Annotated in this window: 17 protein-coding genes; 2 read left to right on the forward strand and 15 right to left on the reverse strand. The window is 57.8% G+C overall.

Annotated features, from left to right (window positions below):
* Positions 1–20 precede the first annotated feature (20 nt).
* The 12 genes from pgl to MJQ68_RS09915 all read right to left on the reverse strand — a co-directional run bounded on the left by pgl (position 21) and on the right by MJQ68_RS09915 (position 19,221).
* A complete protein-coding gene (gene pgl / locus MJQ68_RS09860) occupies positions 21–767 on the reverse strand; it encodes a 6-phosphogluconolactonase (protein WP_238750927.1) in 747 nt (248 codons plus the stop codon).
* Entirely contained in the window at positions 760–4,827 is a 4,068-nt protein-coding gene (locus MJQ68_RS09865) for a DEAD/DEAH box helicase (RefSeq protein WP_238750928.1), read from the reverse strand. Before MJQ68_RS09865 ends, pgl begins: the two co-directional genes overlap by 8 nt.
* 195 nt (positions 4,828–5,022) lie before the next feature.
* Positions 5,023–5,865 (reverse strand): purine-nucleoside phosphorylase, encoded by an 843-nt coding sequence (locus MJQ68_RS09870; RefSeq protein ID WP_238750929.1) that lies wholly within the window; start codon positions 5,863–5,865, stop codon positions 5,023–5,025.
* Positions 5,866–5,867: 2 nt separating this feature from the next.
* Positions 5,868–6,407 (reverse strand): rhodanese-like domain-containing protein, encoded by a 540-nt coding sequence (locus MJQ68_RS09875; RefSeq protein ID WP_238750930.1) that lies wholly within the window; start codon positions 6,405–6,407, stop codon positions 5,868–5,870.
* An 8-nt stretch (positions 6,408–6,415) separates the two neighbouring features.
* Positions 6,416–7,525, reverse strand: coding sequence for a diphosphomevalonate/mevalonate 3,5-bisphosphate decarboxylase family protein (locus MJQ68_RS09880; protein WP_238750931.1), 1,110 nt, complete (start codon positions 7,523–7,525; stop codon positions 6,416–6,418).
* Between the two features lie 9 nt (positions 7,526–7,534).
* The gene (locus MJQ68_RS09885; RefSeq protein WP_238750932.1) at positions 7,535–9,880 is read right to left on the reverse strand and encodes a M1 family metallopeptidase; all 2,346 of its coding nucleotides are present in this window, start codon (positions 9,878–9,880) and stop codon (positions 7,535–7,537) included.
* 222 nt (positions 9,881–10,102) lie between these two features.
* Complete coding sequence (thrC, locus tag MJQ68_RS09890) at positions 10,103–11,440, reverse strand: threonine synthase (RefSeq protein WP_238750933.1); 1,338 nt, start codon at positions 11,438–11,440, stop codon at positions 10,103–10,105.
* Between the two features lie 60 nt (positions 11,441–11,500).
* A complete protein-coding gene (locus MJQ68_RS09895) occupies positions 11,501–12,451 on the reverse strand; it encodes a homoserine kinase (RefSeq protein ID WP_238750934.1) in 951 nt (316 codons plus the stop codon).
* On the reverse strand, positions 12,451–14,907 hold the full coding sequence (gene thrA / locus MJQ68_RS09900; protein ID WP_238750935.1) for a bifunctional aspartate kinase/homoserine dehydrogenase I: 2,457 nt from the start codon (positions 14,905–14,907) through the stop codon (positions 12,451–12,453). Before thrA ends, MJQ68_RS09895 begins: the two co-directional genes overlap by 1 nt.
* Positions 14,908–14,931: 24 nt before the next feature.
* A complete protein-coding gene (ybeY, locus tag MJQ68_RS09905) occupies positions 14,932–15,387 on the reverse strand; it encodes an rRNA maturation RNase YbeY (RefSeq protein ID WP_238750941.1) in 456 nt (151 codons plus the stop codon).
* A 2-nt stretch (positions 15,388–15,389) separates the two neighbouring features.
* The gene (locus tag MJQ68_RS09910) at positions 15,390–15,776 is read right to left on the reverse strand and encodes an ATP-binding protein (RefSeq protein ID WP_238750943.1); all 387 of its coding nucleotides are present in this window, start codon (positions 15,774–15,776) and stop codon (positions 15,390–15,392) included.
* Positions 15,777–15,858: 82 nt separating this feature from the next.
* Positions 15,859–19,221, reverse strand: coding sequence for a DUF4175 family protein (locus MJQ68_RS09915; RefSeq protein ID WP_238750945.1), 3,363 nt, complete (start codon positions 19,219–19,221; stop codon positions 15,859–15,861).
* Positions 19,222–19,460: 239 nt separating this feature from the next.
* On the opposite strand from MJQ68_RS09915, the gene MJQ68_RS09920 reads away from it, so the two are divergent.
* Positions 19,461–20,378 (forward strand): PAS domain-containing protein, encoded by a 918-nt coding sequence (locus MJQ68_RS09920; protein WP_238750946.1) that lies wholly within the window; start codon positions 19,461–19,463, stop codon positions 20,376–20,378.
* Here the strand turns inward: MJQ68_RS09920 and MJQ68_RS09925 are convergent, their stop codons facing one another.
* The gene (locus tag MJQ68_RS09925; RefSeq protein WP_319937474.1) at positions 20,379–21,554 is read right to left on the reverse strand and encodes an NRAMP family divalent metal transporter; all 1,176 of its coding nucleotides are present in this window, start codon (positions 21,552–21,554) and stop codon (positions 20,379–20,381) included. It lies immediately after the preceding gene.
* 35 nt (positions 21,555–21,589) lie between these two features.
* Between MJQ68_RS09925 and MJQ68_RS09930 the strand changes: the two genes are divergently transcribed.
* On the forward strand, positions 21,590–21,973 hold the full coding sequence (locus MJQ68_RS09930) for a hypothetical protein (RefSeq protein WP_238750949.1): 384 nt from the start codon (positions 21,590–21,592) through the stop codon (positions 21,971–21,973).
* Between the two features lie 12 nt (positions 21,974–21,985).
* On the opposite strand, the gene MJQ68_RS09935 is transcribed toward MJQ68_RS09930, so the two are convergent.
* Both MJQ68_RS09935 and MJQ68_RS09940 read right to left on the reverse strand, forming a co-directional pair.
* On the reverse strand, positions 21,986–23,122 hold the full coding sequence (locus MJQ68_RS09935) for a COX15/CtaA family protein (RefSeq protein ID WP_238750951.1): 1,137 nt from the start codon (positions 23,120–23,122) through the stop codon (positions 21,986–21,988).
* 458 nt (positions 23,123–23,580) lie between these two features.
* Complete coding sequence (locus tag MJQ68_RS09940; protein WP_238750953.1) at positions 23,581–25,467, reverse strand: ABC-F family ATP-binding cassette domain-containing protein; 1,887 nt, start codon at positions 25,465–25,467, stop codon at positions 23,581–23,583.
* Between the last annotated feature and the right edge of the window lie 39 nt (positions 25,468–25,506).

Consider the following 25,506-nt stretch of genomic DNA (forward strand, 5'->3'; position numbering starts at 1 on the left):
TTGGAGGGCAAAGATACGGGCTAATAGCCTACTTCGGCAGCCGCAGCCTGGTCGAGGAACCAGTGCAGCCTGCCCGAGCTGGGATTGATGTGGGCGGCGGGGAAAGTCGTAGCCTGCTGCTCGCGGTTCACGATCTGGGCCACCCGCAGGGTTTTAGAGTTGCCGGTGATGAGAAAAACCACCTCGTCCGACGCATTGATCACCGGACCGGTAAGGGTGACACGCAGCTGGCCGCTTTCCGGATGCTTGACTACGGCGCAGACCCGCTCGTCGGTCAGCAATTCCATACTATCGGGGAAGATGGAGGCGGTGTGGCCGTCCGTACCCATCCCGAGCATATTGATGTCGAAGATGGGCAGCCCGTCGGAATTCTGCGGCAGGTGCTCCAGGATCGTGGCGGCGTAGGCTCTGGCGGCTTCCTGCGGTTCCAGTTCGGTGGGTACGGGGTGGATCTGCTCGGCCTCCACGGGAACGTGATCGAAGAGTAATTTTTTCACCTCCCCGTAGTTGCTTTCCGGATCGTCGTAGGGGACCATGCGGTCGTCTCCCCAGAAGAAGTGCAGGCGGCTCCAGTCGATCTTGTCCCGGTACTCTTCGGCCAGGAGCTGAAACAGCAACTTGGGCGTAGAGCCGCCGGAGAGTGCCCAGAATAGGGGTCCGCCGTCGAGGGCGTCCAGCTTCTCCACCAGGTGATCGGCAAAGGCGCGGGCTACGTCCGGACCGGTAGGAAATACGTGCAGGTTGGGGCTGTAGATCGACTTATCCATTCTTGATCAGGTCTAAAAGGTCATTGGCCGTAAGGCTGGCGCTCTGTTCGGTACCGGCCAGCAGGCTATCGGCCAGATCGCGCTTCTCGGCGTGCAATTTGACGATTTTTTCCTCGATGGTGTTCTCCGAGACGAAGCGGTACACCGTGACGGGGCGCTGCTGTCCGATCCGGTGGGCCCGGTCGCTGGCCTGGTCCTCGACGGCGGGGTTCCACCAGGGATCGAGGTGTAGTACGTAGTCGGCCGCCGTAAGCGTAAGACCCGTACCACCGGCCTTCAGACTGATCAGGAAGATATCCCCCTCGCCCCGCTGGAAGGCCTGTACGGCCTCGTCACGCTTCGGTCCGGGCGTGCTGCCGTCGAGGTACTGGTAGGGAACGTCGTTAGCGATCGCCCACTGTTCCACGATCTTCAGGTGGCGTACGAACTGGCTGAATATCAGTGCCTTATGGCCGTTCTCGCGTAATTCCTGTACGGTCTCGGCGAGTAGCTCTAGCTTGGAACTGGCGATCTCCACACTGGCATCTACCAGCTTGGGATTACAGGCGGCCTGCCGCAGTTTCATCAACTCGGCCAGGATCTGGAAGCGACGGTTCGGTCCGTCACTCTCGTCGATACTCTCCAGGGCGTGCTGCCGCAGTGCTTCGTAGAAGGCCCGCTCGGGCTGACTGAGCTCGACGGTCAGGGTAACCTCGGTCTTCGGTGGCAGTTCTTCCAGTACCTCCTCCTTGCGGCGACGCAGGATGAAGGGCTGGATCAGGCGGCGCAGCTGTTGCCGGCGCTCGTTGTCGTTGTTGCGGGTGACCGGGACGGTATACTTCTCGTTGAAGCGGTTGTAACTGCCCAGTAGCCCCGGATTGAGGAAGGTGAACAGGTTCCAGAGCTCACCGAGGTGGTTCTCGATCGGCGTACCGGTGGTGACGACGCGGAAATCCCCCTGCAGCCGCATGGCGATCTGACTGCGCTTGGTCCCCCGGTTCTTGATGGCCTGGGCCTCGTCCAGAATGATGGTACCGAAGCGCTTATTAGCCAGCGCATCTCCCTCGAAGGGCAGCAGTCCGTAGCTCACCACCAGCATATCGTAGGGCCCGACCTGGTCGATCATCTCCTGGCGGTCGTTTCCTTCCAGCAGGATCGGATTCAGGGTAGGGGCGAACTTCGCCGCCTCGCGCATCCAGTTGCGGGTCACGGATGCGGGTGCGATGACTAGCGCGGGACCCTGCTCGGCGCGCGCCTGCAGCATGGCCAGTCCCTGGATCGTCTTACCCAGTCCCATATCGTCGGCCAGACAGGCTCCGACGCCCCAGTCTGCCAGCCGCATTAACCAGCGGAATCCGTCGAGCTGATAGGGGCGTAACTCCGCCCGGAAGGTGGAGGGTACCCGCGCCATCGTCTGGTTGACCGTATGGATGCGGTCCAGGCTATCGCGCCAGGCGATATCGGCCTCGAAGGCGCCGAGTTGATCGGTGATATCGTCGAGCATCCCCCCGGCCAGCGGGTGGAGCTGCATGCCGTCGGCCGTAGTGGTCATCAGACCCTCCATCTCGCGCAATTTGCGGCGTAGCTGGTCGGTGAGGGCTACGTACTGCCCCTCGCTGAGCTGGATGAAGTTGCTCTGCTCGTTCTCACTTACCTTGTCGATGAGCTCCCGGAAGCTGATCACCTGCTGGTCGTCAACCGCAAGGGTACCCTCTACGTCGAACCAGCCGGCCTTCTCCTTCACGCCCAGGCTGAGGTCACCGAAGTCGACACTGCCGATCAGTTTGATGCGCTCGCCGCGGGGGTGCTCCAGAACGATGCGGTCCATGGCACGCAGCGGCTGTAGCTGAAGCAGGATATTGAGGCAGTCCTCCACCTCATCGATCTGCCACTCGTAGTCGCGGTGTACGATCTTCTGTAGGGTAGGGCAGTCGATGATGATGCCCTCCGCCCGTTCGATCTCCTTGGCCAGGTCGCGCTCGGCGAGGAGCCGCTGTCCGTCTACCTCACTGATGACCTTGTTGCGGCCCCGTCCGGGCTTGAAGTACTGGTCTTCCTGCCGCAGCGGCCGCACGAAGAATTCTACCTTAAAGGTTTCTCCTACCGGGAGCAGGTGCACGTAGGTCCGGCTATCGGCCTTGGTCTCGTCCAGGTCGTCGATCACGCCGGCCAGCGTATTCTGTACCTCGGTGAACTTGCTCAGGTTACGGGCTACTTCGAGCAACCGGTGACGTGCACGCTTGGGAATCTCCAGGCCCTCACCGATCTGCCGGTGGATCTGATCGTGGCCTTCGTTCACTTCGATGACCTGGTAGCGGGTTGGGGTCTCCTTGACGACCTGTACGCCGGTACCGATGAAGTCCTGCGCGAACCGCAGGTGCAGGCGGCTGTCCGTCTCTTCGATCAGCAACTGGGGGTTGCGCCGGACCAGTTCGACCCCGATGGCCGAGTTCTTGATCAGGTACAGATTGGGGTGGCCGACAAGGGCCAACAGGGCATCCTCGTAGTTGACCGTAAAGCTGCCATTGGGGTGGTAGCGGCTATAATCTTCTTCGATAGCCTTAGCTACGGAGACGTCCTGGGGGGTCATCCCCTCCACATCACCCTGCTTGACGCGCTTGAGGGCCACTTTACGGCCTTTTGACCAGTTGCCGCTCTTACTCAGCGTCTGTTCGCGGGGCTCTAGCTCACGCTTATCGAAATCGACGAACCACACGAAGCGGCTCGTCTTTTTGCTCCGCTTTTCCCCGTTGCGGTCCGGGGTACCCATACCTACCAGTACCTCCAGGGCGCGCTCCCAGGGCTCAATGCGTGGCATGGCATCGGTGAGGGAGTGGATCCGCAGCAGGTCACTGAGCTGCTGGGCGCGGGTAGCGTAGGCCTCGCGGGCCTCCACGGTGGGGTGGCGTAGGGAGAGGATGCGGGTCACCTCCATCTCTACCCACTGGTAGCCGTTGTCCTGTGCCCGTTCCCGCAGCTGCTCCATCTCGTCCAGGTACTGGGGGTCGGGGTGCTCGGTGGGGTCGGTCCACAGCCGGTACAGCGCGTAGAAGGTGAGCGCGAAGGCATTGGCCTCCATCCGCTCCAGGGCTTGCTGTGCTACGACCTGTGCATTCTCGTCGTTGCGCAGGTAAGCGTGTAAGGCCTTGAAAACTAGGAAAGTACCCCCGAGGCGGAGGTTTTGTACCGGATCGATGTTATCCAGGTGGTGACCGATGATTTCGGCGCTCTTTACACCGCCGTTGCGCAGCAACGACAGCAGGTACAGGTAGCCCGCCAGGTGGGCCGGGTACTTATTGTCGTGATCGCGGCGGTAGCCCTTGCGCACCTCCTCGATGAGGCTCTTAGCACCCTCGTCATCGTCGCGTAGAACGTGGTAAATAAGGTGGTTGGCACTGCTGCGCCACTCGGTGGTCTCCAGATCGGCCCAGAGTTGCAGGCGGCTCCAGGCACCCTGCAGTACGAAGGCTTCAGCCAGTAGCTCGCGTAGGGGACCGGATTCCGGCTCCCGGATACGCTCGTGCTGCTCCAGGAACTCGATGAGGGGGTCGAGGGATTCCATGGAGACCAGCGCGCGGCGGAAGGCCTTGCGCAGGTTGATCTCCTGCCACTCGGGCAGTAGACTCTCTACCCAGCGGGGATCGAACTCGGCGAACAGTGGGTCGATGAATATACCCGTGCGGGCCTGATCGGGGTAAAAGCTTTCCGTTTCCCGCTGCAGGCGGTCGAAGCCCGCCTGATTCTGCAGGTAAAAAGCGATCCGGATCTCACGCATGAGGGCGTGCGGACTACTGGGTTGCCAGTATGTCTTATAGGGTAGTTCGCGGCGAATATCGTTGAGCAGCGCGCTGAAGTCGGGCCGGCGGCCGGCGCGGCGCATGATCGCTTCACTGACGTCCGGATTGATGCGCCACCCGTGGTCGCTGGCCTTGATCAGCACCTTGGCTTCGTAGAGGCGGTGTACGATCTCCTCGGTCGCCGCATGGGTGAAGCGGGACTCTCCGGCCGGGGGAGGCATAGTGATCTTATTCAGTAGCCGGGAAGCATCGAGGACGGAGCGCTCCTCAAAAACTATGCTCATTGCTATGGCTACGTCACGCTCGGTAGCGCTTAAAGATTTCCAGGTGGTGCGGAAGGCTCCGTTCATTCAGTTTCAGTCAGGGTTAACTTGTTCTAAAGGTCCGACCACCTTTTTAAGTTGTCCGGGGTCTCTCTTTTTTATCCACTGTATTCGTTCCCTTAGTCAGTACGGTGGCCCGTCGTATAGCGGGGTATATCAGGCCGGTGACGGTACGTTGGCCAGCTCTTCCACCATGTCGCCGATCAGCAGGCGCAGCTTGGGCTCGACCGCCTGGACGGTAGCAATGACGTCTTCCACCGTAGTAGGCTGAATATCAGCGATCGGGAAGCATTTATTGGATACGACGGAGGCCACGAAGACCGGCAGACCCGCATGCCGGGCCACGATAACCTCGGGAACGGTAGACATACCGATCAGGTCCGCTCCCATGATGTTGGCCATGCGGTACTCCGCGGGTGTCTCTAAATTCGGTCCCGCCAGGGCTAGATAAACACCCTCATGGGTAGTGAGATCCCGTTGCTTGGCTAGTTCCATGGCGCGTGCATTCAGCTTCCGGTCGTAGGTGTGTAGCATATCCGGAAACCGGGGTCCGAGCCGGTCATCGTTGTCCCCGCGTAGGGGATTGTCGGGCTGCAAATTGATATGATCGCGTACAAAGACTACGTCACCGGTACAAATATCGGGATTGACGCTCCCCGAGGCGTTGGAGATGATCAGGTGGTCGATCCCCAGGGCATGCAGCACACGAACGGGGAAAGTCAACTGCTGCATACTATAGCCCTCATAATAATGCAGGCGACCGGCCATAGCCACTACCGGAATACCACGCAATGTACCCAGCACGAGCTTACCGCGGTGGGTAGCCACGGTAGACACCGAGAAGTAGGGGAGGAGACCATAGACAAATTCCCGCTCCACTTCGATCTCGTCCACCAGCGAACTGAGGCCCGTACCGAGGATGATTCCTACCCGGGGCTCGGTCGTAGCGCGCTGCTTGATGAAGGCTACGCACTCCTGGATCTGCTGGTAAAGGCTCATAATCAGTATACTTTAGTGCCGAGGGTATCGGGAATGAAGGTGCCCCACTTCCGGTTGTAGGTATGAATCAGGTCGGTCGGCATTCCTTGCGCGTCGACCAGGGGCAGGCCGGCCAGTCGCCAGGCGTACAGGCTGCCGTATAAGTTATACACGTCGGTAAATCCCAGCATGCGAAGCTCCCTAGCGATACGTTCGCTGCGGTAGCCGACCGTACAGTATACGACGAGTGGCGTAGCGGATGATAGCGATCGAAGGGTAGTAGTATCGAGCGTACCGAAGCCGATGTACCGTGCATCGGGTAAGTGACTAACGTCGTATTCCACCCGCTCCCGGGCGTCCAGGTAGACCGCCTCCGGTAGCTGAGTAGCTTCTGCCGGGCTGATGGTAAAGGAGTCCACGTTGACCAGTCCCTGCAATTGCTTATTCAACCGCGGGTAGGAAGTTTGTAGTCGGTCCGGCGTTTCGGGGTAGGTCGATCTGCACGCGCCGAACAAGAACAGCCCCAGGGCGGAAAGAGAAATGAGGTAGCGCATCTGTAGCATAACGCCGCTTAGGCTACCGTCGTTTCGTTCACCTCCAATTGCTCCGGCCCGGACCCGATCCGATCGGCCAGGTACATACGGTCCTCGCAGTAGGGCAGCAGATGATCCCGGATGAAGCGCTTGGTGGGTTCACCTACTGTGTCTGGATAAAGCAAGTGAACGTTCGGCCCGGCGTCCAGGGTGAAGTACACCGGATGGCCCGTCTCCGTCCGAAATTGCCGTAATCGGTTGATTACGTGTAGTGTATCAGGCTCGATGAGGGTGTAGGAAGGCTGACTACTCATCATCAGTGCATGCAGGGTAAGTGCCTCACTCTCAAGGAGTTGACCGAATCGTTCGGTGTCTCCCCGCTGGAGTACCTGCAGCATTTCCCGCGTCCGCGCATTCGCCTGTACGTAGCGGGGGGCAGCGTAGGGATTCTGCTCCATCAGGCCGTGACCCGCCCGGCTACTTACTGCTTTTTCGGTACGGGATACCAGGAGGATATCATCGTGGTAGGTCTGGAATACGGGGTGTAGCTGATCAGCTACACTGACGGCATATTCTTCCGAACTTCCATTCAGACCCGGTACTTCTCCCCACACCGCTGCACTACCGTACACCGACCTACAGGCGCTACCCGATCCCAGGCGGGCCAGGTAGCTGGCCTTTTGGTAGAAGGCTGCCCGGTCCGCCAGGGGAGCGAACAGCCGCTCCTCCAGACTGACCAGACAGAGGGCCAGTGCACTCATGCCCGAAGCCGAGCTAGCAATGCCCGCCGAATGGGGAAAGCTGTTATGCGTATCGATCCGTATCTCCAGTTGCCTAAGAAAGGGATAGACCGGCAGCAAACGCTCCAAGTACGCCTGGGTACGTTCGGTAAATTTTGGCTCAAGCTTACCGTCCAGATAAAGCTGTACCGCTACTCCGGTACCTACGCTTTTACGGGGACCGTAGTGCAGCGTAGTATCGGTAGCTGCCCCCTGCAGGGTAAAGCTGACCGATGCATTGCGGGGCAACTGGTCGCCGTACTTCCCCCAGTACTTGACCAGGGCGATGTTCGAAGGACTCCGCCAGCGGAGGGCAGCGGGGCGTACTTCGTCCGTGACGACGGTGAGGGCAGAATTGTGGTAATTCATTCGATCGACCTACTTGCGTTGCGAACCGGTGCTGCCACTCTGCTGACGGGCGCGCGCCCGGGCATCGCGTTGCATAGGATTCTCCCCGTTGCGCTCGCCGCGCTGGTACAGGTCGAAGCGGCTCTGGCTGCTACGCGATGGGTAGTAATTGTTACTGGTATCTACGTCGGCAGTTTCCAGGAAGGGATCCAGCACTACGGCGGTGACCTCCTTTGTAAAGGGGAATACCTTACTGACCTCCTCGGTACCCATCCGCCAGATCTCCGCGGGGATGCGCTTGACCTCCTTGGTTCCATCAGCAAAGGTGAACTCCAGGATGATGGGCATCACCAGACCACCGATGTTTTTAAAGGTCAACTCGTAGTAATACTTATCGGCCTCCAGGGTAGCGCGTTCTGCGTCGCTGAGTCCCTCCAGGTAGCGCTGGTACTCCTCTTCGTCGAGTACGGTAGATTCTAGGGGGTCGTAGTCGGTATAGTAGTCGCGCAGGGTGGTGTCGATCTCGTCGTAGGTCTGTGCGATAGCCTCTTCATTGCGGATACTGCTGATATTACGTCCTGCTTCCCGCTGCTGCTTCCGCTGCCGGTCATTCTCCGCGACCGGGTTGCGGGTATTAATGCGGTAGGGCTTAACGGAGGTCAGGGCGATATCGACATTATCGGTGGTATAGAACCAGCCGCGCCAGAACCAGTCCAGATCGATCGCGGAGGCATCTTCCATAGTCCGAAATAGGTCGGCGGGGGCGGGGTGCTTGAATTTCCAGCGATTCGCGTAGGTCTTGAAGGCGTAGTCGAACTGCTCACGCCCCATGACGCTTTCTCGCAGGATATTCAGGGCGGTGGCCGGCTTTCCGTAGGCATTATTGCCAAACTGCCAGATCGATTCCGAATTGGTCATGATGGGGGAGATATACTGCTTATCGCCCTTCATGTAGTCGACGATCTTATTAGCGGGTCCGCGCCGACTGGGGTAGTCACGCTCCCACTGCTGCTCGGTGAGGTACTGTAGGAAGGTATTAAGCCCTTCGTCCATCCAGGTCCACTGCCGCTCGTCGCTGTTGACGATCATCGGGAAGTAGTTGTGGCCCACCTCGTGAATGATTACGCCGATCATACCGTACTTGGTGCGGTCGCTGTAGGTCCCATCACTTTCGGTACGACCGAAATTGAAGCAGATCATCGGGTACTCCATACCGATCTCCGCCGCATTGATCGACCAGGCGGCGGGGTAGGGGTAGTCAAAGGTATAGTGGGTATACCACTTCAGCGTATGGGCGACTGCCTTAGTAGAAAAGCGCTCCCAGAGGGGATTCCCCTCCTTGGGATACATCGACATAGCCATTACCACCGTACCGTTATCCTGCTCTACGCCCATGGCATCCCAGATAAACTTACGGGAGCTAGCGAAGGCAAAATCGCGTACGTTCTCGGCGGTGAAGTGCCAAGTCTTCTCCTTGGTCGACTTGGTCTTTTCCCGCTCAATGGCTTCTTCCTGACTAGCGATGATTACGGGTTGCTCACGTTCCTGCCGCGCCTGCTCCAGTCGCTGCCGTTGCTGACGGGTCAGTACGTCATTCTCGTTTTCCAGCGTGCCGGTAGCAGCCACCAGGTGATCGGCGGGGACAGTGATCTTTACATCGAAGTCACCGAAGGTGAGGGCAAATTCGCCGCGCCCCAGGAACTGTTTATTCTGCCAACCCTCATTGTCCGTATACAGTGCCATCCGCGGGTAGAACTGCGCAATGGTATACAGGAAGTTATCGTCTTCCTCGAAGTATTCCGAGCCGGAGCGACCACCGCCGTCCACTAGCCGGTTATTGATATTGTACCAGAACTTGATATCGAACGTCACCTCTTCCCCCGAAGCCAGGGGGGCGGGCAGTTCTATACGCATCATTGTCTTCTGGATGTAGTAGGGCATATCCTTACCCCCCGCATTCTTCACGTGGTCGATCTGAAAGCCCCCGTCAAAGCTCGGCTCTAGTCCTGACAATTGGCCCAGCGTCATACGATCATCGAGCCGACTGCGCTCCGTAGTGTACGTATCCGAGTCGAGGGAACGCACATTCTGATCCAACTGTACCCAGAGGTAGTCGAGCTGGTCCGGTGAGTTGTTATGGTAGGTGATTCGCTCCGTACCGTAGATACGCTGCTGCTCGTCATCCAGACGAATTTCCATTTTATAGTCAGCCTGCTGTTGCCAGTAAGCATGTCCCGGAGCACCGGCCGCATTGCGGTACACATTGGGCGTAGGTAGTTCCGTATCGAGCTGCTGGAAGGGATTCTTCGTATTGTCCTGCTGACCGTACGATAGTCCACTGAGGAACACGATCAGTCCGAGATATACATACTTCATAAGATGCTGGCTTAATTTTTCGCTAAGGTACTCAATCACCGTACGCAACACAGTCCGGGCGCGGTCACCAGTGCGATACAACTACTAATTTTACTTGTATCAACCGCACCATTGTTCCACGTGGAACATCGGTTGTGTCGAGATTAGCATGTATTGTTCCACGTGGAACATTAGCTAAGTTTAGTCCGGTTTATCTCCAATGATGAGCGGTAGCGCGATCGATCAGACGCCAAACGTAGCGAGTAGCCATTCCTTTATCGGGAGGTACGAAGCGGCGAAGGGGTGGGCTACCTTCTCCTTGTCAGCCAATTCAGCCAGACGCTGCGGAACGTGGATAGGGTGTCCTAGAATACGTTCTACATCCGGCTTGAACTTACTCGGGTGGGCCGTCTCTAAAATGACACCCCGGGTGGCAGGGTGGGTATTTTGCCAAGCATCCAGAGCCAGATATCCCACTGCTCCGTGTGGGTCTATGGTGTATCCATACTGTTGTTCCACTTCTCGTACTGCAGATTCCGTAGTTTGATCATCAAAGGAGTAACCGGAAAGAATGTCCTGCAGGTCGGTGTGGGTATTCGCCGCAATAGTCTGCTTACCATCCAGATGACCGAACAGGTTAACCATTCGGGCGAAGTTACTGGGGGCTCCGACATCCATGGCATTAGATAGGGTAGGGATGGAAGGTTTTACGTCGTAGGTACCACTAGTTAGGAATCGTGGTACTACATCGTTCTGATTGGTAGCGGCAATGAAGTGATGAATAGGTAGGCCGAGTTGCCGGGCGATCAGACCAGCTGTGAGGTTACCGAAGTTGCCGCTAGGAACGCAAAAAGCGATGGGATCTCCCGCAATACCAAGTTGCTTTACTGCCTCGAAATAGTAAAAGGTCTGGGGGATAAGCCGGGAGATGTTGATACTATTTGCTGAGCTGAGTCTGAGGCGTTCCCGCAGGGGTGCATCCAGAAATGCCTGCTTAACGATGGCCTGACAGTCGTCGAAGGTTCCATCGATCTCCAGCGCATGAATGTTCTTGCCTAGTGTAGTGAGTTGCTTTTCCTGTAGTGCACTCACCTTACCACTCGGGTAAAGGATCACCACCTGGATGCCGGGGGTATCGTAGAAGCCGGCTGCTACCGCACCTCCCGTATCACCAGAGGTAGCGACCAGAATGATCAGTTCGTGCTCCTTCCCGCGGTTGTAATAGCCCATTAGTCGCGACATAAAGCGCGCGCCAAAATCCTTAAAGGCCAGGGAGGGTCCGTGAAAGAGTTCCAGCACGTACTTCTGCTCGTCTAGCTGCACCACCGGTGCGGGGAAGTTTATGGCTCCCTCTACTATCGTACGCAGATCGGTATCATTGATCTCATCACCCAGCAACTGCCGAGTTACCCGGAATCCGATCTCGGTAAAGGACAGCTCGGGTAGCTCACGAAAGAAGGACGCAGGCAGTGGATCGATCCGCTCCGGCATATACAGACCTTTATCGGCCGGTAATCCACGGAAAATAGCCTCTTCGACGCTTACCCGGTGTGTTACATCATTCGTACTGTAGAATTGCATTGGCTGTATTCTTAATGGAAGTAGGGTAGTACTATTTGATCAAAGACCTGCCGGACCGTTCTAGCTGATTTCAGAGAGTATCTGTACGCCCTGCTGATTGATGGGTGATACGTACAACTGACTCTCCACCCCCCGCTGCTGAAAGGCAGCCTGCATAGCCTGCCCCACGGCCTGCGCCAGGTACCCGCTGTCGCATAGCGCAAACATACTGGGACCGGCCCCACTGATGCTACACCCCAGCGCACCGCGCTCCAGAGCGGCCTGCTGCACTTCATCAAAGCCGGTGATCAGCTGCTTACGCTGAGGCTCGATGATGTAATCGCGCAGTGACCGACCAAGTAGCGGTAGGTCGTTCGTATACAGGGCCGCTACGAAGCTACCCAGGCTACCCAATTGGTGGATAGCCGTCTTGAGGGGGACCGTATCACTCAGTACCGCACGGGCGTCGCGCGTTAGGATCTCTATTTCCGGGTGTACTACGGCGACGTGTAGATTAGCCGGGACGGGGAGGTGCTGGATATCCAGTGATTCGTTTGAGCGAATAAGCGTGATGCCACCTACGAGACAGGGTGCGACATTATCGGCGTGAAAGCTACCGTCGGCTACCTCTTCTCCCAGAACGGTGAAGTAGAGAATCGCTTCGCGGGTAAGGGGACTACCAAGTAGCGTATTTACCGCTACCGCAGCACCGGCAGCGCTGGCTGCAGAGGATCCCAGGCCGGAGCCGAACGGCATCCGTTTATGTACTTCCAGCTCGATGCCAACGCTATCCTGTAGCCCAAGATGCTCTAGCAGGCGCAGAGCGGCTGTCCCAGCGGTATTTCGCTCCACCTCCAGGGGCAATACCTTATCGCCAGTACCCGTGATGGTAGTAATACGCACACCGGTAAATTCGGTAGATCTACGGGCAACGATCTCATCGCCGGGTCGCTGGATAGCAAAGCCCAGAATATCAAAACCAACGGCTACATTGGCTACGGTAGCGGGCGCAAATACACGTACTTCTTGCATCAACTTAGGGTTCCGATTTGAATGATCTCGGCGAATACACCAGCGGCAGTTACCTCAGCACCTGCTCCGGGTCCACGTACCACCAGCGGGCGCACACTGTATCGGTCTGTCGTAAAGACGATCATGTTATCGCTACCGCTGAGGGTGAAGAATGGGTTGTCCCGACCGACTGCCTGTATACCAATGGTAGCGATCTCTCCCTCCAGCGTAGCGATCATACGCAAGACCTTTTCCTCCTGCTGCGCTTGCTGAAGCAACTGCTCGAAGTAGGCTGCTCGCTCTTCCAGTACGGTAAAGAACGCACTTACGTCGGCTGCTTCGCTGGCTTCTTGGGGGAGAAAACTGTCGATGGTCACCTGCTCCGCGTCGAGGGCCACGCCAGTTTCCCGGGCTAGGATAAGGATCTTGCGCGCTACATCTTTGCCGGAAAGATCGATGCGGGGATCGGGTTCCGTAAAGCCCTTCTCCTTAGCTTCCCGAACTACCGCGGCGAAGGGCCGGCTCCCATCGAAGGTGTTGAAGATGTAACTCAGGGATCCACTGAGGACGCCCTCGATCTTAGTGATACGGTCACCACTATCGATGAGATCACGAAGGGTAGAGATAACGGGTAGGCCCGCGCCCACATTCGTCTCATAGCGGAACTGTACCCCACGCTTTTCCGCGATCCGTTTGAGGCGTTGGTACTGTAAGTACCCGGAGGAGGTAGCGATCTTATTGGGTGTGGATATACTGATGCTTTCGTCAAGGATATGCTCGTAGAACGTAGCGATCTTCTTATCGGCCGTATTGTCGACAAATATGCTGTTGCTAAGGTTAAGATCGCGCATACGACCTACGAAGACCGCCAGGTCGATAGCGGTATCGGCCTGACGTAACTGATCTTTCCAGTCGGCCAGGTCGATACCCTCCGCATCGAAGAGCATTTTTTTGGAGTTGGCCAGGCCTACGACCTTCACCTCCATACCGCGGCGCTCGCGTAGGTATTCGTTCTGCTTTTGTATCTGCTGTAGCAGCGTACCTCCGATCAGCCCCACGCCTACAATGAACAGGTGTAGCGTCTTGTGGTCGGAGAGGAAGAAGGATTCGTGGAGTGCGTTGAGCGCCTTGGTCTCATCCTCCTTTGCGATGACGACCGAGACATTCAGCTCACTGGAACCCTGGGCGATCGCGACGGCATTGATACCGTTCTGGCCCAGGGCCCGGAAGAGACGGCCAGAAATACCCGGCTGATAGCGCATATTCTCACCTATAATAGCTACTACGCAAAGTTCACGCTCTACTTTGACGGTATTTACCACGCCCCGCTCGATCTCGAAGGCAAACGCAGCCTCCACGGCCAACCTGGCATCTTCCGCTACGGCTGGTTGTACCGCGAAGCTGATAGCGTGCTCGCTGGATCCCTGAGTAATCAATATAATATTAATACCTGCCTGCGCTAATGCACCAAAAATACGCGCCGCAATACCCGGTACCCCAAACATACCCGTACCGGATACCGTACAAAGCGCTACATTATTAATGGAACTGATACCACGTACGGCGGCTCCTTCCGGATTACTATCCTCGCTCACTTTGGTCCCCTCGAACTCCGGTGCAAAGGTATTTTTGATGTATAGGGGAATGCGCTGCTGTAGGGCCGGCATCAGGGTAGGGGGGTAGATCACCTTGGCCCCGAAGTGCGACATTTCCATAGCTTCCGCATAGGTCATGGTCGGAATCGTAAAGGCCTTCTTCACGCGGCGCGGGTCGGCGGTGAGGACTCCATTCACATCCGTCCATATCTCGATGGCCGAGGCCTTCAGACCGGCCGCAAGTAGAGAGGCCGTATAGTCCGAGCCCCCACGCCCGAGGGTCGTAGTAAGCCCCCCCTTGGCGGAAGCAATAAAACCCGTAACTACCTGAACCTTAGGGTGTTCCACATAGTGTTGCTTGATCTTCTGGTAGCTCTTTTCAAAGTTTACTTTCGCGTTTCCGAAGGTTTTATCGGTCTTGATGATGCGCCGGGCATCCAGGAATTCCGTAGGCACGCCGGCCTGCTGAAGGGCCTGAGAAATGATGTAGGCGGACGACCGCTCTCCGAAGCTAAGTACATAATCCATCGTGCGGGGGGAAGCCTCGCGGACTAAGAAGATGCCATAGAGCAAGTTCTTCAGTACTTCGTGTGACCGACGCATTTGCTGACTGGTCTCCCTGTATAGAGCGGTTTCGCCCAGTAGGGTAGTAATGGCGGTCTGATGTCGCTCGGAAAATGCATCGAAGAGTTGCCCGTAGCGATCGTCACCCTGCTCGGCCAATTCGCTCATTTCGATCAGCTGATCCGTCACGCCACCAAATGCGGAGAATACTACCGTAAAGTGATCGCCAGTGGCATAATATCCCTTTAAAATTTCTACGATACCCCGTATTCGGTCGGGATGCCCCACCGAAGAACCCCCAAACTTGAGCACTTTCATGCGGTAAAGATGCGCAATTCCGATTTACACCGCACCGGCGGCCCCGCCCCCTTTTGCTGCGGTTTTACGGAGGGAAAGGGCCCACTGCTCGGCCTCACGCATGGATCTTGCCTGTGCATCGGTCTTATCGCCCTGTCCCAGGAGGTGTAGCACGCCGTGGATCATGACACGGTGGAGCTCGTCGGCATACGGCTCGTCAAAGTCGGTGGCGTTCTCCGCGACGCGCTCGGTAGAGATGAACAGGTCGCCGGACACCAGGGGAAATTCGGCGTAGGGGAAGGTGATGATATCCGTAAGTGTATCGTGCTGGAGGTACTCCAAGTTGATCGCGTGGAGGTAGTCGTCGGAGCAGAAGATGTAGTTCAGCTCACCGAGTCGGCCGCCGCGTTGCGCGATAACATCCGTGATCCAATCAGTAAGCCAGTCCGTGGGGGCAGCGGGGAGGGTACCACCCTCAGTGTGGAAGGCCAGGGTAGGCACGCTCAGAGCCGGAATTGCATTTCTACGGTCGATCCGCCGTTGGTGTAGCGCATGCCGTCGCAGAGCTGGTGCATGAGAAATACCCCACGGCCACCACACTCACAGATACGTTCCGGACTGGTGGGATCGGGCAGGCTATCGTAGTTGAATCCACATCCCTGATCGGAGACCCGCACGGCTAGTCCGTCGGTGACCTGGGCGTAGCGGATGCAGACCGTCTTGGAACGGTCCTGTTTGTTCCCGTGGATGATGGCATTGTTCACGGCTTCGGTCAGGCTGATCAGGAGGCTGTCGTGCTTTTCCTGATTGAGTTGGTACCGGCTGGCAAGCTGATGTACCAGCTGCTCGACCTGTACGATATTCGTTGGATCCGAAGCGAGTGTGAGCATTAAGGTTGTGTTAAACGCGTGTTGATATTCCCAAGACTAGATTACAACAATACGTCACCGGGAAATTGTTCAATCTCGCAACTTACTTGCTACCCAGTGCGCGAAAGTACTCGTCGACCAGGCTGCGGTAGTAGGGCCGTAGCTGGGGCGTAACACGCTGAAAACGCTCTACCTCGGCGCGACGCTGCTTGATGTATTCCTCCAGGCTGGGCGGCAGCTCACGGCGCTGCTGCTCGGCGGTGGCGGACTTGCGTTGCTCGTCCATCTTTTGTTCGCGTTCGGCGCGTTCGTGCTCGAGCATTTTGGTGAGGATCTCCTGCTGCCGCAGCAGCGTCTCTTCGGTGAGGCGCTTGTTGACCAGATCCTCCTCTGCCTCATTCATCTGATCGATGAGTTGCTCCAACAGGCCGTCCTTTCCCTCGCCGTTCTGCTGGCGCTCCCGCTGTTTTTCCTCCAGGGCACGACGCAGGGCGGCCTGGCGTGCGGCCATTTCGGCAAATTCCTTGCTGTTGCCACCGGTACCTCCCTGGCCTTCACCCGGTTTGAGGCCTTCCTTCAGCCCCTTCATGTCTTCTCCGATACCCTCCTGTTCCTGGCTGCCCTTCTGACCATCACTGCCGGGATTCTCACTGGGTTTGCCACCCTGCTGGCCCTGTCCCTGATTCTTGGGGCTCTGACACTGTTGCTGTCCCTGCATCTGGCCGGCCATTTGCTGCTGCATCTGCGCCATACTCTCGTTGAGCATGAGGGCCAGGTCGTTCAGACCGGTCATGGTACGCTGCTGTAGGTTGGCGGCCTGGGGGGTATGGCGCTCTTCGAGTTCGGAGACGGTCTCGGAGAGGTTGCCGCGGATCTCGGTGACCTTCTCGGTGACGAAAGATTCGATTTGAAAATTGCGCTTGGCGAGGGCCTGGAGAGAGTCTCGTACGAGCTCGAAATCTCCGTTGATTTGAAACTGCTGCTGTACGAGTTCGACGTAGCGGGGCGTATTGACGGTGGTCTGGTTGAGCTGGTCCATCGTTTCCTCCTGGTCGAAGCTGAGGTCGACGATATTTTCGAGCAGTTGGCGGATGGCGGCCATGTCTTCCTTATTCGACTCTTGCTGCATGCTCTGCATATCCTGCTGCATCTGCTGGGCCATCTTTTTCATCTTCTTGCCAGCCTCCTGTTGCTTCTTGGCGGCTTCCTGCGGCTTTTGCTCCTGAAGTTGTTCCTGGGCGTCCTGCATGTCCTGTTCTACGGCTTCCTGCTCCTCGGGCTTGGTGTCCAGGGGCATGGGCTTGTCGAGGGCTTCGTTCTTCTGCTCGGCCTGCTCCAGCTTTTCCTTAAGGTCCTGAAACTCTTCCTGTAGCTTTTCCTGCTCCTGCTGGAGTTCCTCGTTACTTTTTTCTTCCTGCTCGGTTTCTTCGGCGAGTTGCTCCTGGTCTTCTGCCAGTTCTTCCATCTTCTCGATGGCGTCCTGCATCTCCTTTTCTACTTCCAGTTGCTTGAACAGCTCGAGCATACGCTCGAGCTTAGCCTCGGCTTCTTCGTCGGACAGCTCCATGTCCTCCATCTTCTCCAGGGTCTGATCCTTGTTGAGCTCTTCCATGAGCTTCTGGATCTCCTCCATGAGCTCCTGCATCTCTTCGTTAACGGACTCCTGAAACATTTCCTGGAGCTGCTCTTCCTTTTCCTGGAGTTGCTCGTTCTGCTGGGGCTGGTTTTCCAGATTTTCCTCAAAGGCCTTCTGCGCCTCCTCGAGCTGTTCCTGGATCTGCTGCTGGCGTTCAGCGAGTTTTTCCACCTCCTTTTTGAGCTTCCAGTCAACCTCTTTTTCCTGCAGCATCTTTTCCCGCAGGGACTTAGTGTCGTCCTTTAGCTCCCGGGTAGCCTCCAGGGCTTGCTTGAGCTGGTCCTTGATCTTGCTGTCGTTCTGCTCGGCCTGCTGTTCCATTTCGGCCTCAGTGGGCATACGGTAGGCCATCACGGCGGTTTTGGCGCGTTTGCTGCCGTTCACGCCGTCGTTATCGTACACTTCGAAGTAGTAGGTGAGCTCATCACCGGGTTCCAGCTGGAGATCGCTGCGTAGATCGAGCACGTGGTCGTACCGGGCCTGCTTGCCGCTGCGACCGCTGATGGGGGTGCGTACTTCATCGGCCTCGCTGCCGCCCCGTTGCAGGCGGTAAACGAAATTGAGCTTGTTGATCCCGTAGTCGTCGGAGGCTTCACCGACGAAGAAGAGGAGTTGAGCGTCCGTACTATCCTGAAAGCTTTCCACGCTGATCTGGGGGTACTGATCGGGGATGACGGACAGGGCGTAGCTGACCGAGTCCGCCACGGGCAGGCGGTCGTTGCCGATGTAGAGGGTATAGCGGTCGTTGCGCAGGGCGCGGTGATCAAAGCTGTAGAGGTCCGTGCCATCCCGGCGCAGCTGCCCCAGGGTATCCGCGTCGGCAAAGCGCAGGTCGATGCGGGCGGTGTGCTCGGTATCGAAGGACCAGCGCAGGCGGGTGCCTACGGGTACGGTGAGATCACCGATATTGGCGAGTTGCTCGTCGCGGCGGCCCAGGTAGTCCGGATAGTCTAGCTCGACGGTGAAGCCAGCGATATTTGGTTTGGGCAGAACGGTGAGGAGGTATTCGGGGCTGACCACCTCCTCGGTAGCGAGCCGGAACGCGGTGGTTTCCTGTACGTTGTTGAAGGCGTAGGTAAAGGTGGTAGCGTTCTGTCGCTCCAGTCGGTAGCGGTAGCCATCTACTTCGATAAAGGCCTCGGCGGGCAGCACGTCCCCGTCTACCCGCGCAGTGAGTAGGTAGGTACCGTACTGTACGACTTCGGGGTCTTCCAGCAGCTCGAAGGTGAAGGGGGCGGGGCGTTCGAAGGCTTCGGAGTTGCGGATCAGCCGGCTGGTGCTATCGGTAATCAGGCTGGGGGCGGCCAGTAGCAGCACGGTGAGCAGGGCCAGCGGGGGCAGCGCGTACTTGATCAGGTACCGGCGGTTGTGGCGTAGGTCGATCGCCGAGCGGAAGGGTACCGGACTGAGTTCGGCGGCCTTCTGATCGATGGAAGCTAGCAGCAGCGCACTGTCGGCCGAGTCGGCCTGCCGGCGCAGCTGCAGGACATTCAGCAGTTTGTCCTTTACGCTACCAAAATGTGCACCGATGATTTCGGCCGCCCGCTCGTGGCTGATCGTAGACCCCAGGCGGAAGTAGTGCGCCAGAGGCATGACGATCCAGAAGACAATAGCCCCCAGACTTGCGGCTAAAAAGCTGTACCAAAGCACCTTGCGGGTCAGGGGAGAGAAGTAGAACTGTGCCTCGAGCAAGCTGATCGCCAGAAACAGCAGTAAAACCAGTCCCACACTGTAGAGCAGGCCCCGAATTGCTCCGTTGACGTAGTACTTACGGATGAACTCATCCAACTTAGCAAGAAGTACATCGGAATTGCGGGGCGTGACTGGCATAGCGTACAAATTACGAAAGTGGAGGGACTACAGAATGATACAACGCAGTAGCCCCCAAATGTATTAAGCCGGCCCCGCACACAACAAATATGTGAAAACATATATATTGCCGCTCATCCGATATGTGTTTAACCAAACATCTGAGTCGTTAGGCTGTTTACAGCAGTGTCATCGGTACCTATTCCGGCGCCTAGATGGCTGCGCGCAACAGGTCCTCGCTTTCGCCCAACCACCCTACTATGCACCACCTTACTACGCCCCAAATCCTGGCGCTCGCCAATAAGGTGGTCAGTGTGGAAGACTCTGAAAATCTACTGTGCGCTAATCTATCCGGACAGCTTCGCTACGCCAATATCTCGGCCTGCGACAAACTCGGCTACTCGCTTTCGGATATGCTGGATAAGTGCATTGCCGATTATTCTCCCAACTATACGGACGCCTTCTGGAGCCAGCACTGCGAGCGCACCATCGCTAACGGCAGCGATCAGGTATATACCTACCACCAGAACTGCAAGGGAAAGCGCTACCCCGTGGTGATCACCAGCGTACCCCACACCGTAGACGAGACCAGCGAGCAGCTCATCTGCAGCACGGTGAAGGACGCACAGGACAGTCTGCGCTACAAGCGGATGCTCGAAACCGTAGGCGTCTCCAGCCGCACCGGTAGCTTCGACTACAACCTCACCGATCAGAGTATCCTGGTGAGCGACAACCTGCTGGCCATCATGGGTACGGACAATCCCGAATCGCTCAAACCTTCCGTTATCGTAGACCGGCTGGGACGCGAGGAGGTATCCCGCTGGAACGCCGAGATGATCCACTTCATCACCGGATACCACCGTATGGACGAGCAGTTCTTAATGCGGGTCGCCGGCGATCAGCAGGCTACCATTCGGGTAGTTATCTGGTCCGTCATGGAGCAGGGTAAGGTCAGTAGCCTGGTCGGCCAGTATGAAGTAGTGGACGAAGAGCGCAAGGAGCGTATGGTGAGCCTGGAGGAAAACCAGCGCCGCCACATCATCAAGGCCCTGCGCTACACCAACGGCCGAGTCACCGGACCCAACGGAGCGGGCAAGTTGCTCGACATCAACGGGAAGACACTCTTCGCCCGCATGAAGAAGCTCCGCATCAATCGGGAAGATTACGCCCAGCGCTAGCTAGAGCAGGCCGAGGAAGAACTCCCCCGCCTTGTAGAAGATAAAGGCCAGGACGCCGCCGCCCAGTAGATTTTGCCACCAGGTGTTAGTGCGCTGGCCCAGTAGGCTGCGCCGGTTAGCCAGTACCAGGACCACCGCGGCGATGAAGGGGAGCAGTAGACCGTTGACGATCTGCGCCACTACGATCACGCCGACCGTATTCCAGCCGGTAAGCGCTACGGTAAGACCACTCAGCAAGACGATCAGCCAGGTAGCCCGAAAGCTTCGGCTATCCGGTGCGAACCCCAGCAACTCCTTACCGGCTACGGCCGCAGCGAGCGGTGCCGTGGTGGCCGAGCTGAATCCGGCCGCGAAAAGCCCAACCCCCAGGATAAGCTGTCCGTACGTACCCAGTACATCACGCAGTATCTGGCTGAGGTCCGCAAACGAGGTGAAGGAAGCCGCCGCGCCGCCCACTACTACGATGCAGCCCGTGATCAGGGCGCCCACCCCGAAGGATAGTCCCAGGCCCCGACGCATATCCCCCAGGGTAGACTGGCTACCCAGCCCCGCGGCCAGGAAAAAATTATAGGGCACGATGGTGGTACCGAGCAGTCCGAGCAGAATGCCCGTATCTACGGCCAGTGGGGCGTGTACGAGATCGTTACCCACGATGACGATCCGTAGTGCTCCTACGACGAACAACAGCCCCATCCCCACGACCATGAAAGCCATCACGCGGGCAATCGACTGTGTGCTGCCCCGCCAGAGTAGGGCCGCAATACCACCGGCGAGTACCAGTACCCAGTATGGGGATGAGGTAGGCAGCAACAGCGCCAGCCCTCCCACTGCGCCCAGCAGATTTCCCGCCTGATAAGCTGCACAGCCGAAGCACACCGCCGCGTAGAGTGCCACGGGAAGTACACCGCCCCCGCGTTCGCGCAACAACTCCCCCAGCGAGCGCTCACTCACGATGGTCACCCGCGCGGCCATCTCCATAAATACGTAGCCGGCTACCGCGGCCAGCAGGACGACCGGCAGGTAACTGTAGCCCCCCACCGCACCGGCCCGTGTGGCCGTAGCGACCGTGCCGGGCCCGATGAAGGCCGCGGCGATGAGTGACCAGACGAGGGCCCGGCCCCAGGATGAAGTAGCGATGGCGAAGTAGCTTGGTACGACCCGCAGTTTACGAAGAATTGCAACCCCCGGCCCGGTGGGGGAGTTGCCCCCCTATGATTCTGCTGCTCCATACCCTGATCGAGGCCGTCGTCGGACTCCTGTTCCTCCTCTACCCCCGGGCCGGCGAGCTGGTCCCTGGCTTCGGCAGCTCGGAGGGACCCACCTTCGAACTACTGATGAAGATGTACGGTCTGGCGGCGCTATTTCTGGCCGGACTATCCCTCTACGCCTACCTCAAGCGAAAGGACGACCGGATTTTCCTACTGCTGACCGCCAGCCTGAGTGCGTACCACTACGCCATGATCCTGGTACAGACCGTGTACAACCCCGATCAGCGCGCCGCCCTGCTGCACTTTCTGCTGGCGATCTTTCTAACCGCACAGTTTTTGGGTCGCCGCAAAGTGAGTTGGGACACCGACCGGTCACGGCTCAATTAAATGCAACTATTTTTAGCGGTAGTTTTCCACCGTGTTTTCCACAGGGCGTAATGGCCGCCCCGGACGGAGCAAGTAGTTGATGTATACCACCGTGGCTACCAGGGCGATAGCGGTAAATTGGTGGGCTACCCCCCAGCCTACGGGCACCTGTCCTACGCTGTTGGTAACCGTAAGTATGCCCAGTACGACCTGAGTTATCAACAGACTTACTAACAGGGTGTTAGCCCGGCGCATATCGCGGTTCCGGATAGTCTTCCAGCAGCGATACGCGAAGTATAACACCATGATAGTCAGGGAGTAAGCCGTCATACGGTGCAGAAACTGAAACAGGGCGGGCTGGAACAAACTGGCTTCGTAGTAGACTAAGTTTTCCACCGTCCACGCACTGCCGTCGGTCAGGACCGTAGGTACGAATTTTCCGTTCATATCCGGCCAGCTGGGGTAGGGGAGTGCCGCCTTGGCACCGCTCATCACACCACCCAGTAGCAGCTGTACGCCGAGCAGGATATTGAGGGGCCAGCGCAGCCTTTCCACCCGGGAATGTGGAAAACCGGGTAGCTGAGGTTTGCTCACCTGCAGGGTTACCCACAGCAGGTAACTGAACAGCGTGATGCCCAGCGCCAGGTGCAGCGTGAGCTTGTAGGCGTTCACCCAGGGCCGGTCGATGAGTCCGCTGGCCACCATGATCCAGCCAAAGCTGGCCGCCAGGGCCGCCAGGAGCACCACCACGCCCAGCCGGCGCATCAGCGGGGGGTCGAGGTACTTCTTGCGCCAGAACGCCAGGAAGCCCACCACGAAGACCAGGCCCATGGTGCGCGCCCACTGCCGGTGGAACCACTCCCAGAAGTAGATGAACTTGAAGTCAGCGAGCGAAATGTCGGCAAAGATCTTGGCGTACTGCGGCGAGGCCTGGTACTTTTCGAACTCTACATCCCAGTCCGCGGCGTTCAGCGGCGGCATGGCCCCGCTCAGCGGTTGCCACTCGGTGATCGACAGGCCCGACTCGGTCAGCCGCGTGATGCCGCCGATGACGACCTGGCCCACTACCATGAGCAGGCCCACGATCAGCCAGATCCGTACGGCCCGGGCGTAGCGGCCTCCCCGTCGGGTATTGGAAAATTCGTCCCGCTTCAGCACCGGCTTGCCCATCTCTAATAGTTATTATCTTTTTTTAAATTTCAAATCCCTTTATCATTATTAGGGGTGTGGAAAGCGGGAGAAAGAATACACGTTCTGCTTTGATTTTACAGTCTCCACGCCAGCCCCTCCGCTTTCCACAGCTTCTTCACATCCTAACGTCAGGCAAAACAAAGGGATTCGTTCGCTTCCCACATTCTGCGAGCGGTAGTCCACAGAATAACTTTTATGACACTCCGCTGGGGAAACCACCCACCGACCGGGGGAAAAGCGGTGGAAACCACTTGTTAGTAGCTGTGGAAATGTGGATAAACTAGGCTTTTCCACCACCGTTCTCCCCACTTATGTGGATAACCGTCCCGTTCTCCCCACTTATCCACCGCTCTATGGTGGAAAACGCTCCCTTATAACTTACTGTAGATCAACCGGCTACACTGTCGTCAATTTGGACTGTGGAAAAGGAATTTGGGCTAGCCCTCCACCAGTTCCATCCATTCCAGCTCCTTTTCCTCGATCGCTTCGTTCACTTCCGCCAGCTCCCGGCCGAGGTCGGCAATGCGCTCCGGCGTCAGTGCGGCCATGTTGTTGAACTGTCCGTTGATGTCCTTCTTGCGGGACTCGAGCTTGCTGATCTGTCCCTCTACGCGGCGGATAGCCTTGCGCTGCTCCTGCGTCAGGGCCACCTCCTCGGTAGCGCGACTGGGGGGCGGGGCCGCCGGTGCGGTGGTACTGGTGGTACTGGCAGATTGGGCAGCGCTGGCCTCCTGCATTTCCAGCTTGCGCTGCTCCCGGTACTCAGTGTATAGTCCGTTCCAGTCGCGGATGTTGCCCTCCTCCTCGAAGATGAACAGGTGGTGGGCCAGCTTATCCAGAAAGAAGCGGTCGTGACTCACGATGAGCACGCAGCCGGGGAAGTCCATGAGGAAGTCTTCCAGTACGTTCAGGGTCATGATGTCCAGGTCGTTGGTCGGCTCGTCCAGAATGAGGAAGTTAGGGTTCTTCATCAGGATCGTGAGCAGGTACAGCCGCCGCCGCTCGCCGCCACTGAGCTGACTGACGTACACCTGCTGCTGCTTCGAATTGAACATGAAGCGCTCGAGCAGACCGCGGGCGGTAAGCTTCATGCCCTTCTCCAGGGGGATGAACTCGGCGATGTCACGCACCACGTCGATCACCCGCATATCGTTGGCCAGGTTGATGCCGTCCTGGGTGTAGTAGCCGAACACCGTATTGCTGCCGTGGACGACCTTGCCCGTGTCCGGCTCCAACTCCTTAGTGAGCATGTGTAGGAGGGTAGATTTACCCGCCCCGTTGCGCCCTACGATACCGGCCCGCTCGCCCTTCTGAAACTTGTAGCTGAAGCCCTTGACCAGCTCCCGGCCCCCATATGACTTCCCGATGTTGTGGGCCTCCAGGATCTTGCTGCCCAGACGCTGCCCTTTGATCTCCAGGGTGAGCTCCTCGTCCTTGCGGAAGCTGCCCACCTTGTTTTTGAGGTCGCTAAAGGCACTCAGGCGGCTCTTGGCCTTGGTGCCGCGGCCGCTGGGCATGCGGCGCACCCACTCCAGCTCCTGCTTCATGCGCTTGCGGTCCTTGTCCAGCTCGGCACTCTCGGTCTCCTCGCGGGTAGCCTTCTTGCTCAGGAAGTCGGAGTAGTTGCCGGTGTAGTGATAGATGTTGCCCCCATCCAGCTCGATGATGCGGTTACAGACCCGCTCCAGGAAGTAGCGATCGTGGGTGACCATGAGCAGCGTCAGGTTGGTAGACTGCAGCCACTCTTCCAACCACTCGATCATGTCGAGGTCGAGGTGGTTAGTGGGCTCATCCATGATGATCAGGTCGGGCTCGTCGATGATTAGCTTGGCCAGGGCTACGCGTTTGCGCTGTCCGCCGGAGAGGGTAGAGACTTTCTGGTCGACATTGTCGATGTTGAGCTTACTGAGCACTTCCTTGATGCGGGCCTCGATATCCCAGGCCTGCAGCCGTTCCATACGGGCGAGTGCATCCTGCAGCAGCTGGGGCTTGTCGCTCCGTAGCAGCGCCTCTTCATAGTCGCGCACCGCGCGCACCGTCTCGTTGTCGCTATCGAAGACCGCGTCCATCACCGTGGCGTTGTCGCCGAACTCGGGTTCCTGGGGTAGGTAGGCCATGCGGGCGTCCTTGTGTACGTACACACTGGAGCCGATCCCCTCGGGCAGATCGATGCCGGCTGCGACGCGCAGGAGGGTAGATTTTCCGGTACCGTTCTTGGCGACCAGCGCTACTTTGGTGTTCTGTGCCACCTGCAGGTCTACCTGGTCGAAGAGCACCTTTTCACCATATACTTTAGAGACCCGTTCGAGTTCGAGATAGACCATAAGAGCTAATTTGGCGCAAAGATGGGACTAAAGCAGGGA

The sequence above is a fragment of the Neolewinella maritima genome, assembly GCF_923081025.1.
Taxonomy (GTDB): Bacteria; Bacteroidota; Bacteroidia; order Chitinophagales; family Saprospiraceae; genus Neolewinella; species Neolewinella maritima.

Bases quoted from the DNA above. Each gene is read 5' to 3' on its own strand.
- pgl (WP_238750927.1), bottom strand. From the start codon at position 767: ATGGATAAGTCGATCTACAGCCCCAACCTGCACGTATTTCCTACCGGT.
- MJQ68_RS09865 (WP_238750928.1), bottom strand. From the start codon at position 4,827: ATGAGCATAGTTTTTGAGGAGCGCTCCGTCCTCGATGCTTCCCGGCTA.
- MJQ68_RS09870 (WP_238750929.1), bottom strand. From the start codon at position 5,865: ATGAGCCTTTACCAGCAGATCCAGGAGTGCGTAGCCTTCATCAAGCAG.
- MJQ68_RS09875 (WP_238750930.1), bottom strand. From the start codon at position 6,407: ATGCTACAGATGCGCTACCTCATTTCTCTTTCCGCCCTGGGGCTGTTC.
- MJQ68_RS09880 (WP_238750931.1), bottom strand. From the start codon at position 7,525: ATGAATTACCACAATTCTGCCCTCACCGTCGTCACGGACGAAGTACGC.
- MJQ68_RS09885 (WP_238750932.1), bottom strand. From the start codon at position 9,880: ATGAAGTATGTATATCTCGGACTGATCGTGTTCCTCAGTGGACTATCG.
- thrC (WP_238750933.1), bottom strand. From the start codon at position 11,440: ATGCAATTCTACAGTACGAATGATGTAACACACCGGGTAAGCGTCGAA.
- MJQ68_RS09895 (WP_238750934.1), bottom strand. From the start codon at position 12,451: ATGCAAGAAGTACGTGTATTTGCGCCCGCTACCGTAGCCAATGTAGCC.
- thrA (WP_238750935.1), bottom strand. From the start codon at position 14,907: ATGAAAGTGCTCAAGTTTGGGGGTTCTTCGGTGGGGCATCCCGACCGA.
- MJQ68_RS09910 (WP_238750943.1), bottom strand. From the start codon at position 15,776: ATGCTCACACTCGCTTCGGATCCAACGAATATCGTACAGGTCGAGCAG.
- MJQ68_RS09915 (WP_238750945.1), bottom strand. From the start codon at position 19,221: ATGCCAGTCACGCCCCGCAATTCCGATGTACTTCTTGCTAAGTTGGAT.
- MJQ68_RS09920 (WP_238750946.1), top strand. From the start codon at position 19,461: ATGCACCACCTTACTACGCCCCAAATCCTGGCGCTCGCCAATAAGGTG.
- MJQ68_RS09930 (WP_238750949.1), top strand. From the start codon at position 21,590: ATGATTCTGCTGCTCCATACCCTGATCGAGGCCGTCGTCGGACTCCTG.
- MJQ68_RS09935 (WP_238750951.1), bottom strand. From the start codon at position 23,122: ATGGGCAAGCCGGTGCTGAAGCGGGACGAATTTTCCAATACCCGACGG.
- MJQ68_RS09940 (WP_238750953.1), bottom strand. From the start codon at position 25,467: ATGGTCTATCTCGAACTCGAACGGGTCTCTAAAGTATATGGTGAAAAG.